Origin of the sequence: Pseudomonas sp. JY-Q (assembly GCF_001655295.1) — a bacterium.
Lineage (GTDB): Bacteria > Pseudomonadota > Gammaproteobacteria > Pseudomonadales > Pseudomonadaceae > Aquipseudomonas > Aquipseudomonas alloputida.
In genome coordinates, this window is sequence record NZ_CP011525.1 from 1,476,417 (window position 1) to 1,492,856 (window position 16,440).

Consider the following 16,440-nt stretch of genomic DNA (forward strand, 5'->3'; position numbering starts at 1 on the left):
TCGCCAGCACACCCGTATGGTGTGCTGCATGGAAAGGTAAAACAAAGATGGTACAGGTGAGAGTGCACCAGCCGGTCAACACCGACGGCAGTATCAATCTCGAAGCATGGTTGGACCATGTGGTAAGCGTCGATTCGGCACTGGATCGCGCAGCGCTGAAAGAAGCCTGCGAGTTTGCTCTTGAGGTAGAGAAAAAGGGCAACCCGGCCAAGCATTCCTGGGCGGATGGTACGTCCAGCTTCCAGGCAGGCCTGGAAATCGCCGAAATTCTTGCTGACCTCAAGCTCGACCAGGACTCTCTGGTGGCTGCGGTCATCTACCGCTCGGTGCGCGAGGGCAAGGTCACCCTTGCCGAGGTCAGCCAGCGTTTTGGCCCGGTGGTGTCCAAGCTGATCGACGGCGTGCTGCGCATGGCCGCCATCAGTGCCAGCCTCAGCCCACGACAGTCGCTGGTGCTGGGCTCGCAGGCGCAGGTCGAGAACCTGCGCAAGATGCTGGTGGCCATGGTTGACGACGTGCGCGTGGCGCTGATCAAGCTGGCCGAACGCACGTGCGCAATACGGGCGGTCAAGTCCGCCGATGACGAGAAACGCCTGCGTGTCGCGCGTGAAGTGTTCGACATCTACGCGCCGCTCGCGCACCGCCTGGGTATCGGTCACATCAAGTGGGAGCTGGAAGACCTGTCCTTCCGCTACCTGGAGCCCGACCAGTACAAGCAGATCGCCAAGCTGTTGCATGAGCGGCGACTGGACCGCGAGCGCTTCATCAGCGACGTGATGAACCAGTTGCAGAACGAGTTGCTCGCCACTGGCGTAAATGCCGACATCAGCGGTCGGGCGAAACATATCTATTCGATCTGGCGCAAGATGCAGCGCAAAGGCCTGGAGTTCAGCCAGATCTACGACGTGCGTGCGGTGCGCGTGCTGGTGCCGGAAATCCGCGACTGCTACACCGCGCTGGGCATCGTGCACACCTTGTGGCGGCATATTCCCAAGGAGTTCGACGACTACATCGCCAACCCCAAGGAGAACGGCTACCGCTCGTTGCACACTGCGGTAATCGGCCCCGAGGGCAAGGTGCTGGAGGTGCAGATCCGCACCCACGGCATGCACGAAGAGGCCGAACTTGGGGTATGCGCCCACTGGCGCTACAAGGGCACCGACGTCAAGCCCAGCTCCAACCACTACGAAGAAAAGATTTCCTGGTTGCGCCAGGTGCTGGAATGGCACGAAGAGCTGGGCGACATCGGTGGCCTGGCCGAGCAGTTGCGGGTCGACATCGAGCCTGACCGGGTTTATGTGTTCACCCCCGACGGCCACGCCATCGACCTGCCCAAAGGCGCCACGCCATTGGACTTTGCCTACCGCGTGCACACCGAGATCGGCCACAACTGCCGCGGCGCGAAGATCAACGGCCGTATCGTGCCGCTGAACTACAGCCTGCAGACTGGCGAGCAGGTGGAGATCATCACCAGCAAGCACGGCAACCCTAGCCGTGACTGGTTGAACTCCAACCTGGGCTACGTGACCACCTCACGGGCGCGGGCCAAGATCGTCCACTGGTTCAAATTGCAGGCCCGCGACCAGAACGTTGCTGCCGGCAAGACCTTGCTTGAGCGCGAACTCAGTCGTCTGGGCCTGCCGCAGGTTGATTTCGAGCGCCTGGCCGAGAAGACCAACGTCAAGACCGCCGAGGACATGTTTGCCTCGCTCGGTGCTGGCGACCTGCGCCTGGCTCATCTGGTCAACGCTGCCCAGCAGTTGCTGGAGCCTGAGCGTATCGAGCAGATCGAGCTGGTGCCGCGCAAGCCTACCGGGCCGCGTACCGGCAAGCGTGGCGACATTCAGATCCAGGGTGTCGGCAACCTGCTGACACAGATGGCCGGCTGCTGCCAGCCGCTACCGGGCGATGCCATTGTCGGTTACATCACCCAGGGCCGTGGCGTGAGCATTCATCGCCAGGACTGCGCCTCGGTACTGCAGCTGGCGGGCAAGGAGCCAGAGCGCATGATCCAGGTGAGCTGGGGGCCGATCCCGGTGCAGACCTACCCGGTCGACATCGTCATCCGTGCCTACGATCGCCCGGGCCTGCTGCGCGATGTGTCGCAGGTGCTGCTGAACGAGAAGATCAACGTGCTGGCGGTGAATACCCGTTCGAACAAGGAAGACAACACCGCGCTGATGTCGCTGACCATCGAGATTCCAGGCCTGGACGCGCTGGGGCGCCTGCTGGGGCGGATCTCGCAGTTGCCGAACATCATCGAGACGCGGCGTAATCGTACCCCTTGAGACCGGGGCGTCTGCTTCGCGGGTAAACCCGCTCCCTACAGGTAAGGTGCAGATTTCGAAAGCTGCACCCATCCTGTGGGAGCGGGTTTACCCGCGAAGAAGGCGCCACTGAAAGGACCTGATTGAATGACCTACACCCTTGACGACCTGCTGCATCTCATGGCCCGCCTACGCGACCCGCAGTACGGCTGCCCGTGGGACCTGAAGCAGAACTACGCCAGCATCGTCCCACACACTATCGAAGAGGCCTACGAGGTCGCTGACACCATTGAGCGCGGCGATTTCGAGCACTTGCAAGGCGAGCTGGGCGATTTGCTGTTCCAGGTGGTCTACTACAGCCAGCTGGCCCGCGAAGAAGGGCGTTTCGAGTTCGATGGTGTGGTCGACAGCATCACCCGCAAGCTCATCCGCCGCCACCCGCACGTTTTTCCGACTGGCGAGCTGTACGCGCCGGTGGACACGCCCAGCCTGAGCGAAGCCCAGGTCAAGTCGCGCTGGGAAGAAATCAAGGCCGAAGAGCGCGCGGAGAAGAGCCAGCCCGAACAGCTGTCGCTGCTTGATGACGTGCCGGCAACCTTGCCGGCGCTGTCGCGGGCAGCCAAACTGCAAAAACGTGCGGCCACGGTCGGTTTCGACTGGCCGGCGGCGTTGCCGGTGCTGGACAAGGTCCGCGAAGAGCTGGATGAAGTGCTGCAGGCCATGGCCGACGGCGACGCCGATGCGCTGGAAGATGAAGTCGGCGACTTGCTGTTTGCTGCGGTCAACCTGGCCCGCCACCTCAAGCAAGACCCAGAGCATGCGCTACGCCGCGCCAATCGCAAGTTCGAACGACGTTTCCGTTTTATCGAACAGGCATTGCGCGACAGTGGCCGCCCCATTGAAGATTGTGACCTTGACGAGCTGGATGCCCTTTGGGGGGAAGCCAAACGTCAGGAAAAGAACCTGCCCAGCTGCGGCTGAGCTGTTGCATAAGTGAGTGAATATTCATGAGCCTTTCCCTTCGCGACCAATTGCTCAAAGCCGGTCTGGTCAACCAGAAACAGGTCTCGCAGACCAACAAAGCTGAAAAGAAACAGAAGCGCATGGAGCACAAAGGCCAGGTCGAAGTCGACGACAGCCAGCAGCGCATGGCCAAGGAAGCCATGGCTGAAAAAGCCCGGCGTGACCAGGAACTGAACCGCCAGCAGCAGGAAAAGGCCGAGCAGAAGGCCCGTGCCGCGCAGGTCAAGCAACTGATCGAGGCCACTCGCCTGCCCAAACTGAGCACCGAGGATTACTACAACTTCGTCGACGACAAGAAGGTCAAGCGCATTGCCGTCAACGCCCTGATGCGCACCAAGCTGAGCAACGGCGCGCTGGCCGTGGTAGCCCATGCCGGTGGTTACGAGGTTATCCCCCGTGAGGCCGCCTTGAAGATCCAGGAGCGCGACCCTGGCCGTATTCTGCTGCTCAACAGCCATGTCGAGGAAACGGACGAAGACGACCCGTACGCGGCTTACAAGATCCCTGATGATCTGATGTGGTAAACACGAAAACCTCGCCTTGGCGTTAATGCGGTTCATTCAAGATCGCAGGGCCGCTCTGCGGCCCTTTCGCGACACGCGCGTTCTCAAGAAGACGCTGGCCTTGCGTCGCGAAAGGGTTCGCCGCTCACCGAACCGGCGCGGTTAGTCACTTGTACTATCGTCTTGGTTCCCTCCGTTCGTCGGACATTTCTTAGGGTTCCGGCACAACGGCTAGCCTCCAGCTTAGCGTCAGGGATAGCGCTGAACATTCGGTCCAGGAAGGGCCAGTACGCCTCGTCGTCCCGACGCTTTATCTGCTGAGGAGACGACAATGAAAATAACCCTGAAACGGTTGGCGTGCCTGGGTGCGAGCTTCACCAGTGCGTTCGCCATGGCCGATGCGGCCAGCCCGCCGGTGCTGTCACCTGCGATTCCCTTCGATGTCACCGCCAATCCCCCCTTCACCCTGGACAACCTGCAACACGATTTCGACGTGCTGTCGTGGCAAACCTTCGTCGCCCTGAACTGGCCCGCCAACGCCGACGGCAGTGCCAACACCTCGGCGAAGATCGGCGCGCCCGGCAAGACCGTGTGGGAGTCGTGGAAAGAAAGCTACGAGATTTTCCTGCCCAAGGGGCAGAAGCCCGTCGCCTGGGACCAGCAGGCGCCCGTGCCCGCGGCCTGTGAAGGCAAGGGTGACTTGCCGGTGCTGCAACAGATGGGCAAGGTCGCCGGGGTGCTCGATGAGTTCATCCAGCCGTTCAAGACCGGCCCGCTGGTCGACCAAAGCGGCACCTACACGCGCAACGCGATCATGGTCAACCAGCCAATGTTCGATGACATCGTCAACAATGGCCTGTACAGCAAGGAAGGCCAGCAAGCGTTCCTGAGCAAGGCCGACAACCGCATCGCTTTCGCCTGCGGTTCGCAAAAGGCCCAGCAGGTCGGCGCGATCATGGTCAAGTCGGCCTGGAAAGTGCTCGATGGCAGCGACAACCCGCAGGAGTTCCACGCCGTCGACGCGCTGGTCTACACCCCCGGCAACGCCGACCCGAACAAGGGGGCGGTGATCCCCGAATCGTGCAATGCGCAGAAGGTCGGGCTGGTAGGCCTGCACATCGTGCACAAGACCGAAGGCGCACCACAGTGGGTATGGTCGACGTTCGAACACGTGCGCAACGTGCCGGAAAAGACCACGCCAATGAACGAGCGCAAGGGGCCCTACCTGTTCTACGACGCCCAGGCCAGCAACCGCCCGGTGAACGAGCCGCCCGCGCAACCATGGGACCCGTCGAAGAAGGCCATCCCCTCGCAGATCGTGCGTGAAATTCCCGTCACCGCCGCCACCCAACAGCTCAACGCGCAGTGGCAAGGCGCGCTCAAGGGCACGGTGTGGGCCAACTACCACCTGATCAGCACCCAGTGGCCCACCGCCCCGGCCGATGACTGCCAGGTGCCGTCGCCGACCAACCCGCTAGGTACGCCTGCGCCGAACTTCCTGGCCAACGCCACCCTGGAGACCTACAACCAGGGCACCACCCCGCAGGCCTCGTCCAGCTGCATGGAGTGCCACAACAACGCGACCACCCGCGTGACCCAGTCGCCACGCACCAGCTTCGCCGATTTCACTTTCCTGCTTGAACGTGCCCAATCCACCGGCGCCAAGGAGTGATGCCATGAGCGACCAGAACCTGCAAAACTTCATCGGCTTGTCCGCCGTGCTCACTGGCCTGTCGGCCAAGCTGCTGGCGCCTTCCGTCGACCCGATCAACCTGCCGCCGGTGTTCTTCGCCACCGCCCAGCAAGGCATGGGCCTTGAGGCGTTCAGCAGCCTGCTGGAGCTGTACGCCAGCATTCAGAGCCAGCCGCCCGCGCAAATCGCCAGTGCCGTGCTCGCTAACGCGAACCCGCAAATCGCCCAGGGCGCCCGCTCGATCATGAAGCTGTGGCTGCTCGGCAGTTGGTACCAACCCTACGACCTGGGCAACGCCCGCACGGGTGACACGCGTGTGGTCTCCGACCAGGCCTACAAGGAGAGCTGGGCGTGGAAGATCGCCCAATCTCACCCTATGGGCTACAGCCAGTTCCACTTCGGGTACTGGGGTGAACAGCCACCGACCCTCAAGCAATTCACCGGTGTCGACGCCAAGGAAGGGCAGCAGCCATGAGCAATGTACAAACCCAGAACATCGAAACTGCCGATGTGATCGTGGTGGGCGCCGGCATGGCCGGCAGTGTCATGGCCTACCAGTTGGGCCTGGCCGGGTTGAAAGTGCTGGTGCTCGAATCGGGCCCGGCCATTCCGCCCAATCGCAGCGAGTACCTGGAGCGCTTCTACACCGCGGTGCTCAAAGCGCCCGAGTCGCCGTACCCACCTGAGCAGAGCGAGCAGACCCCGGCCACGCAGTTCGCGCCACGGGCGACCATCCAGGACCTGATCACCGCGGGTAGCCAAGACCCGAACAAGGCGCAGAAAAGCTACCTGGTGCAGAAGGGGCCGCACCTGTTCGCCAGCACCTACGAGCGGGTAGGCGGCGGCACCATGTGGCACTGGATGGGCACGGCCCTGCGCCTGTTGCCCAACGACTTTCGCATGCGCACTGCGTACAACGTCGGGGTCGACTGGCCGCTCAGTTACGACGACCTGCAGACTGCCTACTGCCGCGCCGAGGAAGAGATGGGCGTGTCCGCGGATGTCGCCTCGCAGACTTACCTGGGCGTGACCTTCCCGCAGGGCTACAAATACAGCATGCATGGCATCCCGCCGTCGCTGGTTGACCAGGGCCTGGGCAAGCACGTCACGGGCACCGTGTACCAAAGCCCGGAGAAGGGGCCTGACGGCAAGCCGTACCCAGGTGTCACCCTCAACGTCCGGCAGACGCCGGCCGGGCGCAACTCGCAGAATGATAACGGCCGTCGGGTGTGCGCTGGCAATACCAGCTGCACGCCGATCTGCCCGATCCAGGCCAAGTACGACGCCACCGTGACCATGGCCAAGGCACTGGATACCGGCAACGTGCGCATCCTTTACCAGACCGTGGCGAGCCAGGTGCAGGTCGATGCCAATGGGGTCACGGGCATCGATTTCATCCAGTACCAGAACAATGGTACGCGCCAGAACGGCACGGCCCAGGGCAAACGCTACGTAATCGCCACCCACGCGATCGAAACGCCGAAGTTGCTGCTCAACTCCATCGGCCCGAACAGCCCTAAAGGGGTCGCCAACAGCAGCGGCCAGGTCGGCCAGGCGTTGGCTGACCACCCGGTGTACCTGGCCTGGGGGCTGATGCCCGAAGGCAAGCCGCTGTTCCCGTTCCGTGGGCCGTTGTCCACCTCGGGGATTGAGGACATGCGCGATGGCCCGTTCCGCAGCCAGCGTGCCGCCTGGCGTATCGAAATCGGCAACGAGGGCTGGAACTGGTCGGTGAATGACCCCTACACCTCGGTCTGCGATTTCATCGACGGCACCAACCACGGCGGCGCTAACCCCAGCAAGCTGGCGTTGTCCGGCCAGGCGCTGGTGCAGCAGCTCAACAGCGTGCTGACCCGCCAGTTCCGTCTGGGCTTCTTGATCGAGCAGGTGGAGAAAGACCCCGATAATGCGCTGTGCCGGGTGGAGAGGAGTACGGAGTTCGCCGACGGCTTGGGCCTGCCTCGGCCGCAGATCACCTACGAACTGTCCGACTACACCAAGGAGGGTTTCAAGCAGGCGCGCCTGGCCGCCACGCACATCATCACCGAACTGATGGGCGCTACCGAGCTGACCGACCTGAACCCTAAGCTTGAGCCCGGCTCGCAAACGGTGTTTGAGTACGACGGCCAGAACTACCCGTTCTACGGCGCTGGCCACCTGATGGGCACCTACCGCATGGGCTCGGACCGCACCACGTCGGTGGTGGACAAGGACCAGCGCAGCTGGGACCACCCCAACCTGTTCCTGGTCGGCGACGGCGTGTTCCCCACTACCGGCACCGCCAACCCGACCTTGACCATCACCGCGTTGACGTTCCAGGCCGCCGACGTGGTGGCCAGCGACCTGCTCAAGCGCACCGTGCAGGTGCAGGCCAACCAGGCATGGCAGGGCACGGGCATGCAGGTCAATGGGCAGAGCTGGCAGTTGGCGGTATGCACGGGCGGGCAGTGGACGGCGAACCCGGCCACCGGCATGGTTGGCGCGGCGGGCAACCCAAGGTTGATCGCCAAGCCCGGCTATGCCTTGCCTGGTCAACCGGAAGGGGCGTTGATCGGGCGTATCGGCAACAGCGGTGCGCCGTTCCTGGTCGGCAACCAGGTGCAATTGCCGCGTGGCCAGCAAGGTGAGCTGCAGCTGTGCATCAATGACGACCTGGACGGGCGTTACGGGGCTGGCCTGAGCGATAACCTGGGCAGCCTGTCGGTAGAGGTGCGTTTCGGGGCGGTGTAGGCCCTGTCATGGCAACCCCACAATACGCCGGCAATGTCGCAGTATTGTGGGGTTGCTCTCTGAGCCCAGGTGAGTCAGGGGGTTGTCGCAGTGCGCAGGGTCATTGTGTGGCGCGCTGGTTTTCCAGGTCTTCAAGCTCAACGCGGTATTGGTGTGCTTCGTGTTCGTTATGGAACATGCCCACCAGTTGGCCTTGCTGGTACACATCCCAGATCCGCACGCCAGCGGCCAGGCCTTCGTGGGACATTCTCGATTCGTCGCGTTCGGTTACTTGGACAGTCATCGGTAAACTCCACTTCTTCAAGATGGCTGCGACAGTGTGTCGCACGTCTTCTTTATAGAGTTTGTTAGCAGACTAAGTAAGTAAAACAGGCATGAAACAAGTTTCATGAAGCTCGAAGGGATGCTGCCTGGGGGGCTTCTTCGCAGCAAAGAAAAGCCCCGCACTGGGCGGGGCTTCAGGTATTGCAGGCAGTGGCGCGATCAGTTGCCCTTCACCGGCTTGCCATCGACCGTGCCATCCTGCAGCACGATCACGTACTCCTTGCCATCGGTCTCTACCTGGCGCAGTTGCACCAGCAGGTAGTCCCAGTTCTTGGCGAACCACAGCTCGGTGATGCGCTTGCTCTGGCTGGGATCGCGCACGCGCTCGACCTTCACGGCATCGACCTGGCCGGTCTTGGTGGTGACCTTTTCGGTGCCCAGCACGCGGAAGTCGTAGGTGTCGATCTCGTCGCCGTCCACCACCTGGTAGGTCATGCTCTTCTTGCCCGCGGCTACGTCGTGCTGCAGGGCCAACTGGTAGGACGACTTGTCCAGAACGCCGCGGTTCAGTGGCAGGCTGACGGCATCGCCACGGTCGCTGCCGGTGATCTTCTTGCTGCTCCAGTCGAAGTTCAGGTCGACCTTCTTGGCCTTGCCCAGGCCGCCACGCTCGAAGTGGTACTTCTGCGGCAGCAGGGTGTCGTTGTCCAGGCGCAGGGTGCTTTGCTCGGTCAAGCTGGCGATCATCATGGAAGCCTTGAAGTTAAGGTCCCAGGTACCGTTGGCATTTTTGACCAGGCTGCGCTCGGCGGTGCCGCTCATGGGCAGCTGCTTCCAGTCGGCGGTGTAGCTGGCCGAGAAGGGCTTCAGATCAGCTGCCTGGAGGGGCAGGGCGAGCACGGCGAGAGCCAAGAGCAGGGCGCGACGCATAAATTCTCCTAGGATCGAATCAAGTGACCGCTGGCTGCCAGTGGCTGGCCGTCCAGTAATGCACCGTGTTCGCCGAGACGCAAGCGCCCTTCAGCGAACCAGCGCACCGCCAGTGGGTAGATCAGGTGTTCCTGATGGTGTACCCGCTGTGCCAGGCTTTCGACGGTGTCATCAGACGCCACCGGTACCACAGCCTGTACGACCAGTGGGCCGCCATCGAGTTCCTCAGTCACGAAGTGTACGCTGCAGCCATGCTCGGCGTCGCCAGCTTCCAATGCCCGGCGATGCGTATGCAGGCCCTTGTACTTGGGCAGCAGCGACGGGTGGATGTTGAGCAGGCGGCCCTGATAGTGGCGCACGAAGTCGCCACTGAGGATGCGCATGAAACCGGCCAGCACGACCAGGTCCGGGGCAAAGCCGTCGATGCGCGCCATCAGCGCGGCATCGAAGGCTTCACGGCCGTCGAACTGGGTGTGGTCGAGCACGACGCTGTCGATGCCGGCCGCTGCGGCGCGTTGCAGGCCGTAGGCATCGGCGCGGTTGGAAACCACCGCGCGGATACGCACCGGGCTGTCCTGCCCTTGGCAGCTGTCGATCAGGGCTTGCAGGTTGCTGCCGGAGCCCGACAGCAGTACCACTACATTGCAGGTCTTGCTCGGCATCAGTGTGCCTTGAGGTTCTGCAGCTCGACCTGGGCAGCGCCTTCGGCGGCTTCGGCGATGTGGCCGATTACCCACGGTTGCTCACCGGCGGCGCGCAGTTCGTTCAGGGCGGCTTCGACCTGGTCCTGGGCCACGCAGATGACCATGCCCACGCCGCAGTTCAGTACGCGGTGCATTTCGTGCTCGTCGACGTTGCCTTTTTCCTGCAGGAAGTCGAACACCGCCGGGCGCTGCCAGCTGGCCACGTCAACCACGGCCTGGGCGTTTTTCGGCAGTACGCGCGGGATGTTGTCCAGCAGGCCGCCGCCGGTGATGTGGGCCATGGCCTTGACGGCGCCGGTGTTTTTGATCAGCTGCAGCAGCGGTTTGACGTAGATGCGGGTCGGCGCCATCAGCAGGTCGGTCAGCGGCTTGCCGTCCAGCTGGGTGTTCTCGATGTCGGTAGCCGACACTTCGAGGATCTTGCGGATCAGCGAGTAGCCGTTGGAGTGCGGGCCCGAGGACGGCAGGGCGATCAGCGCATCACCGGTGGCAACCTTGGAGCCGTCGATGATTTCGGCCTTTTCCACCACGCCTACGCAGAAACCGGCCAGGTCGTAGTCTTCGCCTTCGTACATGCCAGGCATTTCGGCGGTTTCACCACCGACCAGCGAGCAGCCGGCCAGTTCGCAACCGGCGCCGATGCCGGTGACCACGGTGGCGGCTACGTCAACGTTCAGCTTGCCAGTGGCGTAGTAGTCGAGGAAGAACAGCGGCTCGGCGCCGCAGACGACCAGGTCGTTGACGCACATGGCGACCAGGTCCTGGCCGATGCTGTCGTGCTTGTTCAGGTTCAGCGCCAGGCGCAGCTTGGTGCCGACGCCGTCGGTGCCGGAGACCAGCACCGGCTGTTTGTAGCCGGCCGGGATCTCGCAGAGGGCGCCGAAGCCGCCCAGGCCACCCATGACTTCAGGGCGTGCGGTGCGTTTTGCCACGCCCTTGATGCGTTCGACCAGTGCTTCGCCGGCGTCGATGTCTACACCGGCGTCCTTGTAGCTCAGGGAGGGTTGCTTGCTCATTGATCCAGGCCTTTAGGAGGGAGGGATTCTTAAAAACGACCATGACGGCCAAGGCCGGCTGATAAGCGGCGGCGGTCTGAAACGTCAGTGGTCTGTGAAGGCGCGCGATTTTATCAGGGTTGCCGGGCAGCGGCCATCCTCAGGCCGACGGGCAGGGCGGTAATTGTTGAAAAAAGCGGGAGGGTGGTTGATGCGGTTGCATGTGTATAAGCTGCAAGCAACGAGCTTGCGGCTGCACGACAATGCAGCCTGGCGCTCGGCCTGCTTTTTCTTGCAGCTTGAAGCTTACGGCTTGAAGCTCGACTGGACAGGAATCCTCCATGCGTTTGTTCAATATTATGGCAGCCGGTTGCCTGGCCCTGATCTCGGCCACGGCCCTGGCTGAAAATGTCTCCGGCCTTTATCAGGTGCGCGAGCCGGTCACCGGGCCGGGCGCCGAAGCCCGTACCGCGGCCACAGTCAAAGCCCTGGACACGTTGGTGCAGCGTCTGACCGGTGACCCAAAGGCCGTGCAGAGCCCTGCATTGGCCGAGCTGCGCAAGGACCCACAGCAGATCATCAACCAGGTGGGCAGCGAAGCCGGCCCGCCTGAGTCGGTCGTGGTCGAGTTCGACCCCGGTAGCACCGAGCGGGCTTTGCGCAAGGCTGGCCTGGCTTTGTGGGGCAGTAACCGGCCCTCGATACTGGGGTGGTGGTTGAACGACACCGTTGAGGGCAGCAACCTGGTCGGTGATGGCCAGGCCAGTGCCCAACCCCTGCGTCGCGCCGCCCAGCACCGTGGTCTGCCGTTGCGCTTGCCGCTGGCCGACTTGCAGGAGCAGCTGGTCGCCAATGCCAAGCAGATCGAAGGCAACGATCCGGCGCCGCTGCGCGAAGCTTCCGAGCGCTACGGCGCCGATGCTTTGCTGGCGGTACATGCCCAGGAAGCCGACGGCAAGTGGCAGGGCAAGTGGCAGCTGTGGCTGGGCGACCAGCGTGAGCAGGGCACTGCCGAGGGCGCCGACCAGGCCGCCTTGGCTGACGCGGTGATGATGGCGGTAAGCAGCCGCCTGGCGCCGCGCTACGTTACCCGGCCGGGTGCCAGCAGCCAGTTGCAGGTGCAAGTGCAGGGCATGAACCTGCAGCGCTATGCTGAGCTGGCCCGCGTGCTGGAGCCCTATGGCCCACGCTTGCAGGCGGCTGAAGGCACTACCCTGACCTACGGGGTTACGGGCAATCGTGAACAGCTACGTGCCCAGCTTGGCCTGGCCAAGCTGCAGGAAGTGCCGGTCGAGCAGGCACCGGCGGTGCCGGCCATGCCAGCACCGGCAGTGGACGCCGCAGCCGGGCAGCCCGCGCCTGCGCAGCCAGCACCCAAGCCGTTCGACGGCTTGCGTTTCCGCTGGTAAGGGGCGCTTACCGTGACTGACATGCGTCGCTGGATCTGGCTGGGCGCTGCACTGCTGATCGCTGTGCTGCTTTATAGCCTGCACAATATTCTTACGCCGTTCCTGGTCGGCATCATGCTGGCCTACCTGGCCGACCCGCTGGTCGATCGTCTCGAGCGCCTGGGGCTTTCGCGTACCTGGGGTGTGGTGGTGGTGTTCGGCCTGTTCACCCTGTTGCTGTTGGCGTTGTTGCTGGTGCTTGTGCCGATGCTGGCCAAGCAGTTGGTGCGCCTGTACGAGTTGGCGCCGCAGATGCTCGACTGGCTTGAGCATGTCGCGCTGCCGTGGGTACAGGGCCGCCTTGGCCTGGCCGATGGTTTCTGGAAGTTCGACAAGATCAAGGCCGCCATCGGCGCGCACATGGGGCAGACCACCGATATCGTCGGCATGCTGCTGTCCCAGGCCACCGCCTCAAGCCTGGCGTTGGTGGGCTGGTTGGCCAACATGGTGCTGATTCCGGTAGTGGGCTTCTATCTGCTGCGCGATTGGGACTTGATGATGGGCAAGCTGCGCGGCCTGCTGCCGCGCCAGCGCGAGCCACAAGTGATGGGCCTGGCAGGTGAATGCCATGAAGTGCTGGGGGCATTCGTGCGCGGGCAACTGATGGTGATGCTGGCCCTGGGCGTCATCTATTCAGCCGGCCTGATGCTGGTGGGGCTCGAACTCGGTCTGCTGATCGGCATGCTTGCAGGCCTTGCGGCCATCGTGCCGTACATGGGCTTCATCATTGGCATTGGTGCCGCGCTGGTGGCTGGCCTGTTCCAGTTCGGTGGCGACCTGTATCCGATGCTGGGCATCGTTGCGGTGTTCATGGTCGGGCAGGCGCTGGAGGGTATGGTGCTGACCCCTCTGCTGGTGGGCGATCGCATCGGCCTGCACCCGGTTGCAGTAATCTTTGCCATCCTCGCCGGGGGTGAACTGTTCGGCTTCACCGGTGTGCTGCTGGCGCTGCCGGTGGCGGCGGTGATCATGGTGCTGCTGCGGCATGTGCATGCCCTGTACAAGGAATCGGATATGTACGCCGGGAACATCGACCCGGAGCTTTGAACACCCTGTGTTTCGTCTTGAGCTGTTTCGCGCCCGCGAAATTGAGCGCCGCCTCGCGGCGCCCGATCTCGCGGGCGCTGAGCACGGTTTGTCCTGCATCCGTCGTTCGCTTGTGCAGCGCAACTTGTTGATTTTGCTTGCCCTATCTGCAGTCGAGATTGTGCGCCCCGCGTTGCGGGTATAGACTTTGCAGATTGTTCACCAAAGGCCCCCAGCGGTCCCGTCGACCGCCCGCGAGCATGAAACCACCGATCCAGTTGCCCCTGGGTGTGCGCCTGCGCGATGACGCCACCTTCATCAACTACTATCCGGGCGCCAATGCTGCGGCATTGGGTTACGTCGAGCGGCTATGCGAAGCCGACGCCGGCTGGACCGAGAGCCTTATCTACCTGTGGGGCAAGCAGGGTGTTGGCCGTTCCCACCTGCTGCAGGCCGCCACCCATCGCTTCCAGCAACGTGGCGAGCCTGCTGTGTACCTGCCGCTGGCGCAATTGCTCGATCGTGGCGTCGAACTGCTCGACTACCTGGCCCAGTACGAACTGGTGTGCATCGACGATCTGCACGTGATCGCCGGCAAGGCTGATTGGGAAGAGGCCATGTTCCACCTGTTCAACCGTTTGCGCGACAGCGGCCGACGCTTGCTGCTGGCTGCCTCGGCATCACCGCGTGAGCTGCCGATCAAGCTGCCGGACCTGAAGTCGCGGTTGACCCTGGCCCTGGTGTTCCAGATGCGCGGCCTGTCCGACGAAGACAAGCTGCGCGCCTTGCAGCTGCGAGCTTCGCGCCGTGGCCTGCACCTGACCGACGAAGTCGGCCATTTCATCCTCACCCGCGGCGCGCGGAGCATGAGCGCGTTGTTCGACTTGCTCGAGCGCCTCGATCAGGCGTCGCTGCAGGCACAACGCAAGCTCACCATTCCTTTTCTCAAGGAAACCCTCGGCTGGTAACCCCCTGAAAACCGTGGGCCAGAGCGGTAAAACAAAAAAGTCACATCTTTTTCGATAAAATTTGCAAATGGCCATGATAGAGGGCATAGTTTCACCCTTCTAAAGGATTACAGACACGGTCGTGCCCATGCTGAAGCGCTTCGCACCCCTCGTGCCACTCGCACTCGTGACCCTGCTTTTTGGCTGCGCGGCCCAAGGCCCGGTATCTCAGCCCCAGGATCACACGCCGATCACTGCACAATCGGCAATCAACGCCAAAGCCTCTTCCTCGTCGGTGTTCGGCGAGCCGGAAGAGCTGGCCACCGAAGATGACCTGGCGTCTTTCTCCGGCAGCAAGCCTTACCAATTGCCGGTTCTGGCTGACAGCATTCTCGAGCGCGGCATGTCGTTGATCGGCACCCGCTACCGCTTCGGTGGTACCTCGGAAAAGTCCGGCTTCGACTGCAGTGGCTTCATCGGTTACCTGTTCCGCGAAGAGGCGGGCATGACGCTGCCGCGCTCCACGCGTGAAATGATCAACGTCGATGCCCCGAAAGTGGCCCGCAACAAGCTCAAGCCAGGTGACCTGCTGTTCTTCAGCACCAATGGCCGTGGCCGGGTAAGCCATGCCGGGATCTACCTGGGTGACAACCAGTTCATCCACTCCAGCAGCCGCCGCAGTGGTGGTGTGCGCATCGACAGCCTCGGTGATCGTTACTGGAGCAAGACCTTCATTGAAGCCAAGCGAGCCTTGGCCATGGCGCCGACCAACATCGCGCGCAACTGATATCAAAATGATGTACCCTGCCGCGGCGGTGATGCTTTAAAAAAAGCTCGCCGCCGTGCGCATTTACAGAAAGCGTCTAATCTAAATTCTCAACTCTTTTCGGCTGCAGCGCAGCGGTCTCAGACAGGATGTTCTGGCCATGGTAAAGATGGCGCGCTTCGCATTTTTCTCCTTGGCAGCCTTGCTGGCTGCATGCTCCAGCCGTGCGCCTGCGCCGGCCCCTGTGGTACAGCCGCAGGTGACCTATAGCCAGCCCAGTCCTTCACCGATTGCCGATGACGTACTGATCCGCGCCATTGGTCTGGTTGGCACGCCCTATCGTTGGGGGGGCAATACGCCGGACTCCGGCTTCGACTGCAGCGGCCTGATCAAGTATGTGTACCGTGATGCTGCTGGCATCAGCCTGCCGCGCTCGACGCGAGAGATGATTGTCATGCGCGCACCGACGGTGGATGTCAGTTCGCTGCAGTCTGGTGACCTGGTGTTCTTCGCCACCAGTGGCGGCTCGCAGGTCAGCCATGCCGGCATCTATGTCGGGGACGGGCGCTTCGTGCATGCACCTTCCACCGGTGGCACCGTGCGCCTGGACTACCTGTCGAACAGCTACTGGGCCAAGGCCTACCTGCAGGCCAAGCGGGTGATTCCGCAAGGGCATCTGGCACAGAACCCTTGATATCCATGCCTGTAAGCGGTCCCGTTGAGCTTGGGGCCGCTACAGGCTGCCGAGATTCAGGGGGCTACGACCACCCGCCAAAATCACATTGCCGCCATCGTCGGCCACCGGTATCCCGCCTTGGCCTGCTTCAGCTGGCCTCGCGCCGGCCTCATTGAAGTCGCGCATACTTTGGCGGCATCACCCGCTTCGATTGACGCTCCCGGTGCAACCCTCTAACCTTCGCGGCGTGTTTCAGGTGCCCTGCCAGCCCCGACTGGGCAGGGTGAAACTGGGAAGCCGGTGGGCGCCAGCATGGCGCGATTCCGGCGCTGCCCCCGCAACGGTGGATGAGTAAAAGGCCGCGCAGGGCCACTGGATGCCAGCATCCGGGAAGGCGCGCAGGCCAGGGCCAAGGCCCACTCACAAGCCCGGAGACCGGCCTGATACTGCCAACGGCATCACGGAGGG

At 62.8% G+C, this 16,440-nt stretch carries 15 protein-coding genes and 1 riboswitch; of the genes, 11 read left to right on the plus strand and 4 right to left on the minus strand.

The genetic code is table 11. The features are described from left to right. Positions 1 to 47 precede the first annotated feature (47 nt). From relA to AA098_RS06615, 6 genes are all read left to right on the plus strand, one after another. Positions 48 to 2,288: a GTP diphosphokinase gene (gene relA, locus AA098_RS06590; RefSeq protein ID WP_003252420.1), complete on the plus strand. Its 2,241-nt coding sequence runs from the start codon at positions 48 to 50 to the stop codon at positions 2,286 to 2,288. Positions 2,289 to 2,414: 126 nt separating this feature from the next. Next, positions 2,415 to 3,248 carry a nucleoside triphosphate pyrophosphohydrolase gene (gene mazG / locus AA098_RS06595; RefSeq protein WP_003252422.1) on the plus strand — a complete coding sequence of 278 codons (834 nt, stop codon included), beginning with the start codon at positions 2,415 to 2,417 and terminating at the stop codon, positions 3,246 to 3,248. A 26-nt stretch (positions 3,249 to 3,274) separates the two neighbouring features. Beyond that, positions 3,275 to 3,814, plus strand: coding sequence for a DUF2058 domain-containing protein (locus AA098_RS06600; protein WP_003252424.1), 540 nt, complete (start codon positions 3,275 to 3,277; stop codon positions 3,812 to 3,814). Positions 3,815 to 4,124: 310 nt separating this feature from the next. Beyond that, on the plus strand, positions 4,125 to 5,465 hold the full coding sequence (locus AA098_RS06605; RefSeq protein ID WP_054888941.1) for a hypothetical protein: 1,341 nt from the start codon (positions 4,125 to 4,127) through the stop codon (positions 5,463 to 5,465). A gap of 4 nt (positions 5,466 to 5,469) precedes the next feature. Further along, positions 5,470 to 5,961: a hypothetical protein gene (locus AA098_RS06610; RefSeq protein WP_003252427.1), complete on the plus strand. Its 492-nt coding sequence runs from the start codon at positions 5,470 to 5,472 to the stop codon at positions 5,959 to 5,961. Then, a complete protein-coding gene (locus AA098_RS06615) occupies positions 5,958 to 8,216 on the plus strand; it encodes a GMC oxidoreductase (protein WP_064613947.1) in 2,259 nt (752 codons plus the stop codon). The genes AA098_RS06610 and AA098_RS06615 overlap by 4 nt, the downstream gene beginning before the upstream one ends. A gap of 100 nt (positions 8,217 to 8,316) precedes the next feature. On the opposite strand, the gene AA098_RS06620 is transcribed toward AA098_RS06615, so the two are convergent. The 4 genes from AA098_RS06620 to purM form a co-directional block, all read right to left on the minus strand. Continuing rightward, positions 8,317 to 8,499: a hypothetical protein gene (locus AA098_RS06620; protein ID WP_003252431.1), complete on the minus strand. Its 183-nt coding sequence runs from the start codon at positions 8,497 to 8,499 to the stop codon at positions 8,317 to 8,319. Between the two features lie 200 nt (positions 8,500 to 8,699). After that, positions 8,700 to 9,410 (minus strand): DUF3108 domain-containing protein, encoded by a 711-nt coding sequence (locus AA098_RS06625; RefSeq protein WP_003252432.1) that lies wholly within the window; start codon positions 9,408 to 9,410, stop codon positions 8,700 to 8,702. Positions 9,411 to 9,418: 8 nt separating this feature from the next. Beyond that, positions 9,419 to 10,072, minus strand: coding sequence for a phosphoribosylglycinamide formyltransferase (purN, locus tag AA098_RS06630; RefSeq protein WP_003252434.1), 654 nt, complete (start codon positions 10,070 to 10,072; stop codon positions 9,419 to 9,421). Continuing rightward, entirely contained in the window at positions 10,072 to 11,130 is a 1,059-nt protein-coding gene (purM, locus tag AA098_RS06635; protein ID WP_003252437.1) for a phosphoribosylformylglycinamidine cyclo-ligase, read from the minus strand. The genes purN and purM overlap by 1 nt, the downstream gene beginning before the upstream one ends. A 320-nt stretch (positions 11,131 to 11,450) precedes the next feature. Here purM and AA098_RS06640 point away from each other — a divergent pair, with 320 nt between their 5' ends. The 5 genes from AA098_RS06640 (at position 11,451) to AA098_RS06660 (ending at position 15,990) form a co-directional block, all read left to right on the plus strand. Continuing rightward, entirely contained in the window at positions 11,451 to 12,518 is a 1,068-nt protein-coding gene (locus AA098_RS06640; RefSeq protein ID WP_064613948.1) for a DUF2066 domain-containing protein, read from the plus strand. 12 nt (positions 12,519 to 12,530) lie between these two features. Next, entirely contained in the window at positions 12,531 to 13,604 is a 1,074-nt protein-coding gene (locus AA098_RS06645; protein ID WP_003252442.1) for an AI-2E family transporter, read from the plus strand. Between the two features lie 239 nt (positions 13,605 to 13,843). Further along, positions 13,844 to 14,551 (plus strand): DnaA regulatory inactivator Hda, encoded by a 708-nt coding sequence (hda, locus tag AA098_RS06650; RefSeq protein WP_003252443.1) that lies wholly within the window; start codon positions 13,844 to 13,846, stop codon positions 14,549 to 14,551. 127 nt (positions 14,552 to 14,678) lie between these two features. Beyond that, positions 14,679 to 15,317 carry a C40 family peptidase gene (locus tag AA098_RS06655; RefSeq protein WP_003252444.1) on the plus strand — a complete coding sequence of 213 codons (639 nt, stop codon included), beginning with the start codon at positions 14,679 to 14,681 and terminating at the stop codon, positions 15,315 to 15,317. A 139-nt stretch (positions 15,318 to 15,456) separates the two neighbouring features. Further along, complete coding sequence (locus tag AA098_RS06660; protein WP_003252446.1) at positions 15,457 to 15,990, plus strand: C40 family peptidase; 534 nt, start codon at positions 15,457 to 15,459, stop codon at positions 15,988 to 15,990. A 219-nt stretch (positions 15,991 to 16,209) separates the two neighbouring features. Beyond that, positions 16,210 to 16,431: riboswitch (cobalamin riboswitch) on the plus strand. Positions 16,432 to 16,440: the final 9 nt, after the last annotated feature.

Excerpts from the sequence above, each read along its gene's own strand:
- AA098_RS06600 (WP_003252424.1), top strand. The coding sequence starts at position 3,275 with ATGAGCCTTTCCCTTCGCGACCAATTGCTCAAAGCCGGTCTGGTCAAC.
- AA098_RS06660 (WP_003252446.1), top strand. The coding sequence starts at position 15,457 with ATGGTAAAGATGGCGCGCTTCGCATTTTTCTCCTTGGCAGCCTTGCTG.
- hda (WP_003252443.1), top strand. The coding sequence starts at position 13,844 with ATGAAACCACCGATCCAGTTGCCCCTGGGTGTGCGCCTGCGCGATGAC.
- AA098_RS06605 (WP_054888941.1), top strand. The coding sequence starts at position 4,125 with ATGAAAATAACCCTGAAACGGTTGGCGTGCCTGGGTGCGAGCTTCACC.
- AA098_RS06610 (WP_003252427.1), top strand. The coding sequence starts at position 5,470 with ATGAGCGACCAGAACCTGCAAAACTTCATCGGCTTGTCCGCCGTGCTC.
- AA098_RS06615 (WP_064613947.1), top strand. The coding sequence starts at position 5,958 with ATGAGCAATGTACAAACCCAGAACATCGAAACTGCCGATGTGATCGTG.
- relA (WP_003252420.1), top strand. The coding sequence starts at position 48 with ATGGTACAGGTGAGAGTGCACCAGCCGGTCAACACCGACGGCAGTATC.
- AA098_RS06625 (WP_003252432.1), bottom strand. The coding sequence starts at position 9,410 with ATGCGTCGCGCCCTGCTCTTGGCTCTCGCCGTGCTCGCCCTGCCCCTC.
- AA098_RS06620 (WP_003252431.1), bottom strand. The coding sequence starts at position 8,499 with ATGACTGTCCAAGTAACCGAACGCGACGAATCGAGAATGTCCCACGAA.
- AA098_RS06640 (WP_064613948.1), top strand. The coding sequence starts at position 11,451 with ATGCGTTTGTTCAATATTATGGCAGCCGGTTGCCTGGCCCTGATCTCG.
- mazG (WP_003252422.1), top strand. The coding sequence starts at position 2,415 with ATGACCTACACCCTTGACGACCTGCTGCATCTCATGGCCCGCCTACGC.
- AA098_RS06655 (WP_003252444.1), top strand. The coding sequence starts at position 14,679 with ATGCTGAAGCGCTTCGCACCCCTCGTGCCACTCGCACTCGTGACCCTG.
- purM (WP_003252437.1), bottom strand. The coding sequence starts at position 11,130 with ATGAGCAAGCAACCCTCCCTGAGCTACAAGGACGCCGGTGTAGACATC.
- purN (WP_003252434.1), bottom strand. The coding sequence starts at position 10,072 with ATGCCGAGCAAGACCTGCAATGTAGTGGTACTGCTGTCGGGCTCCGGC.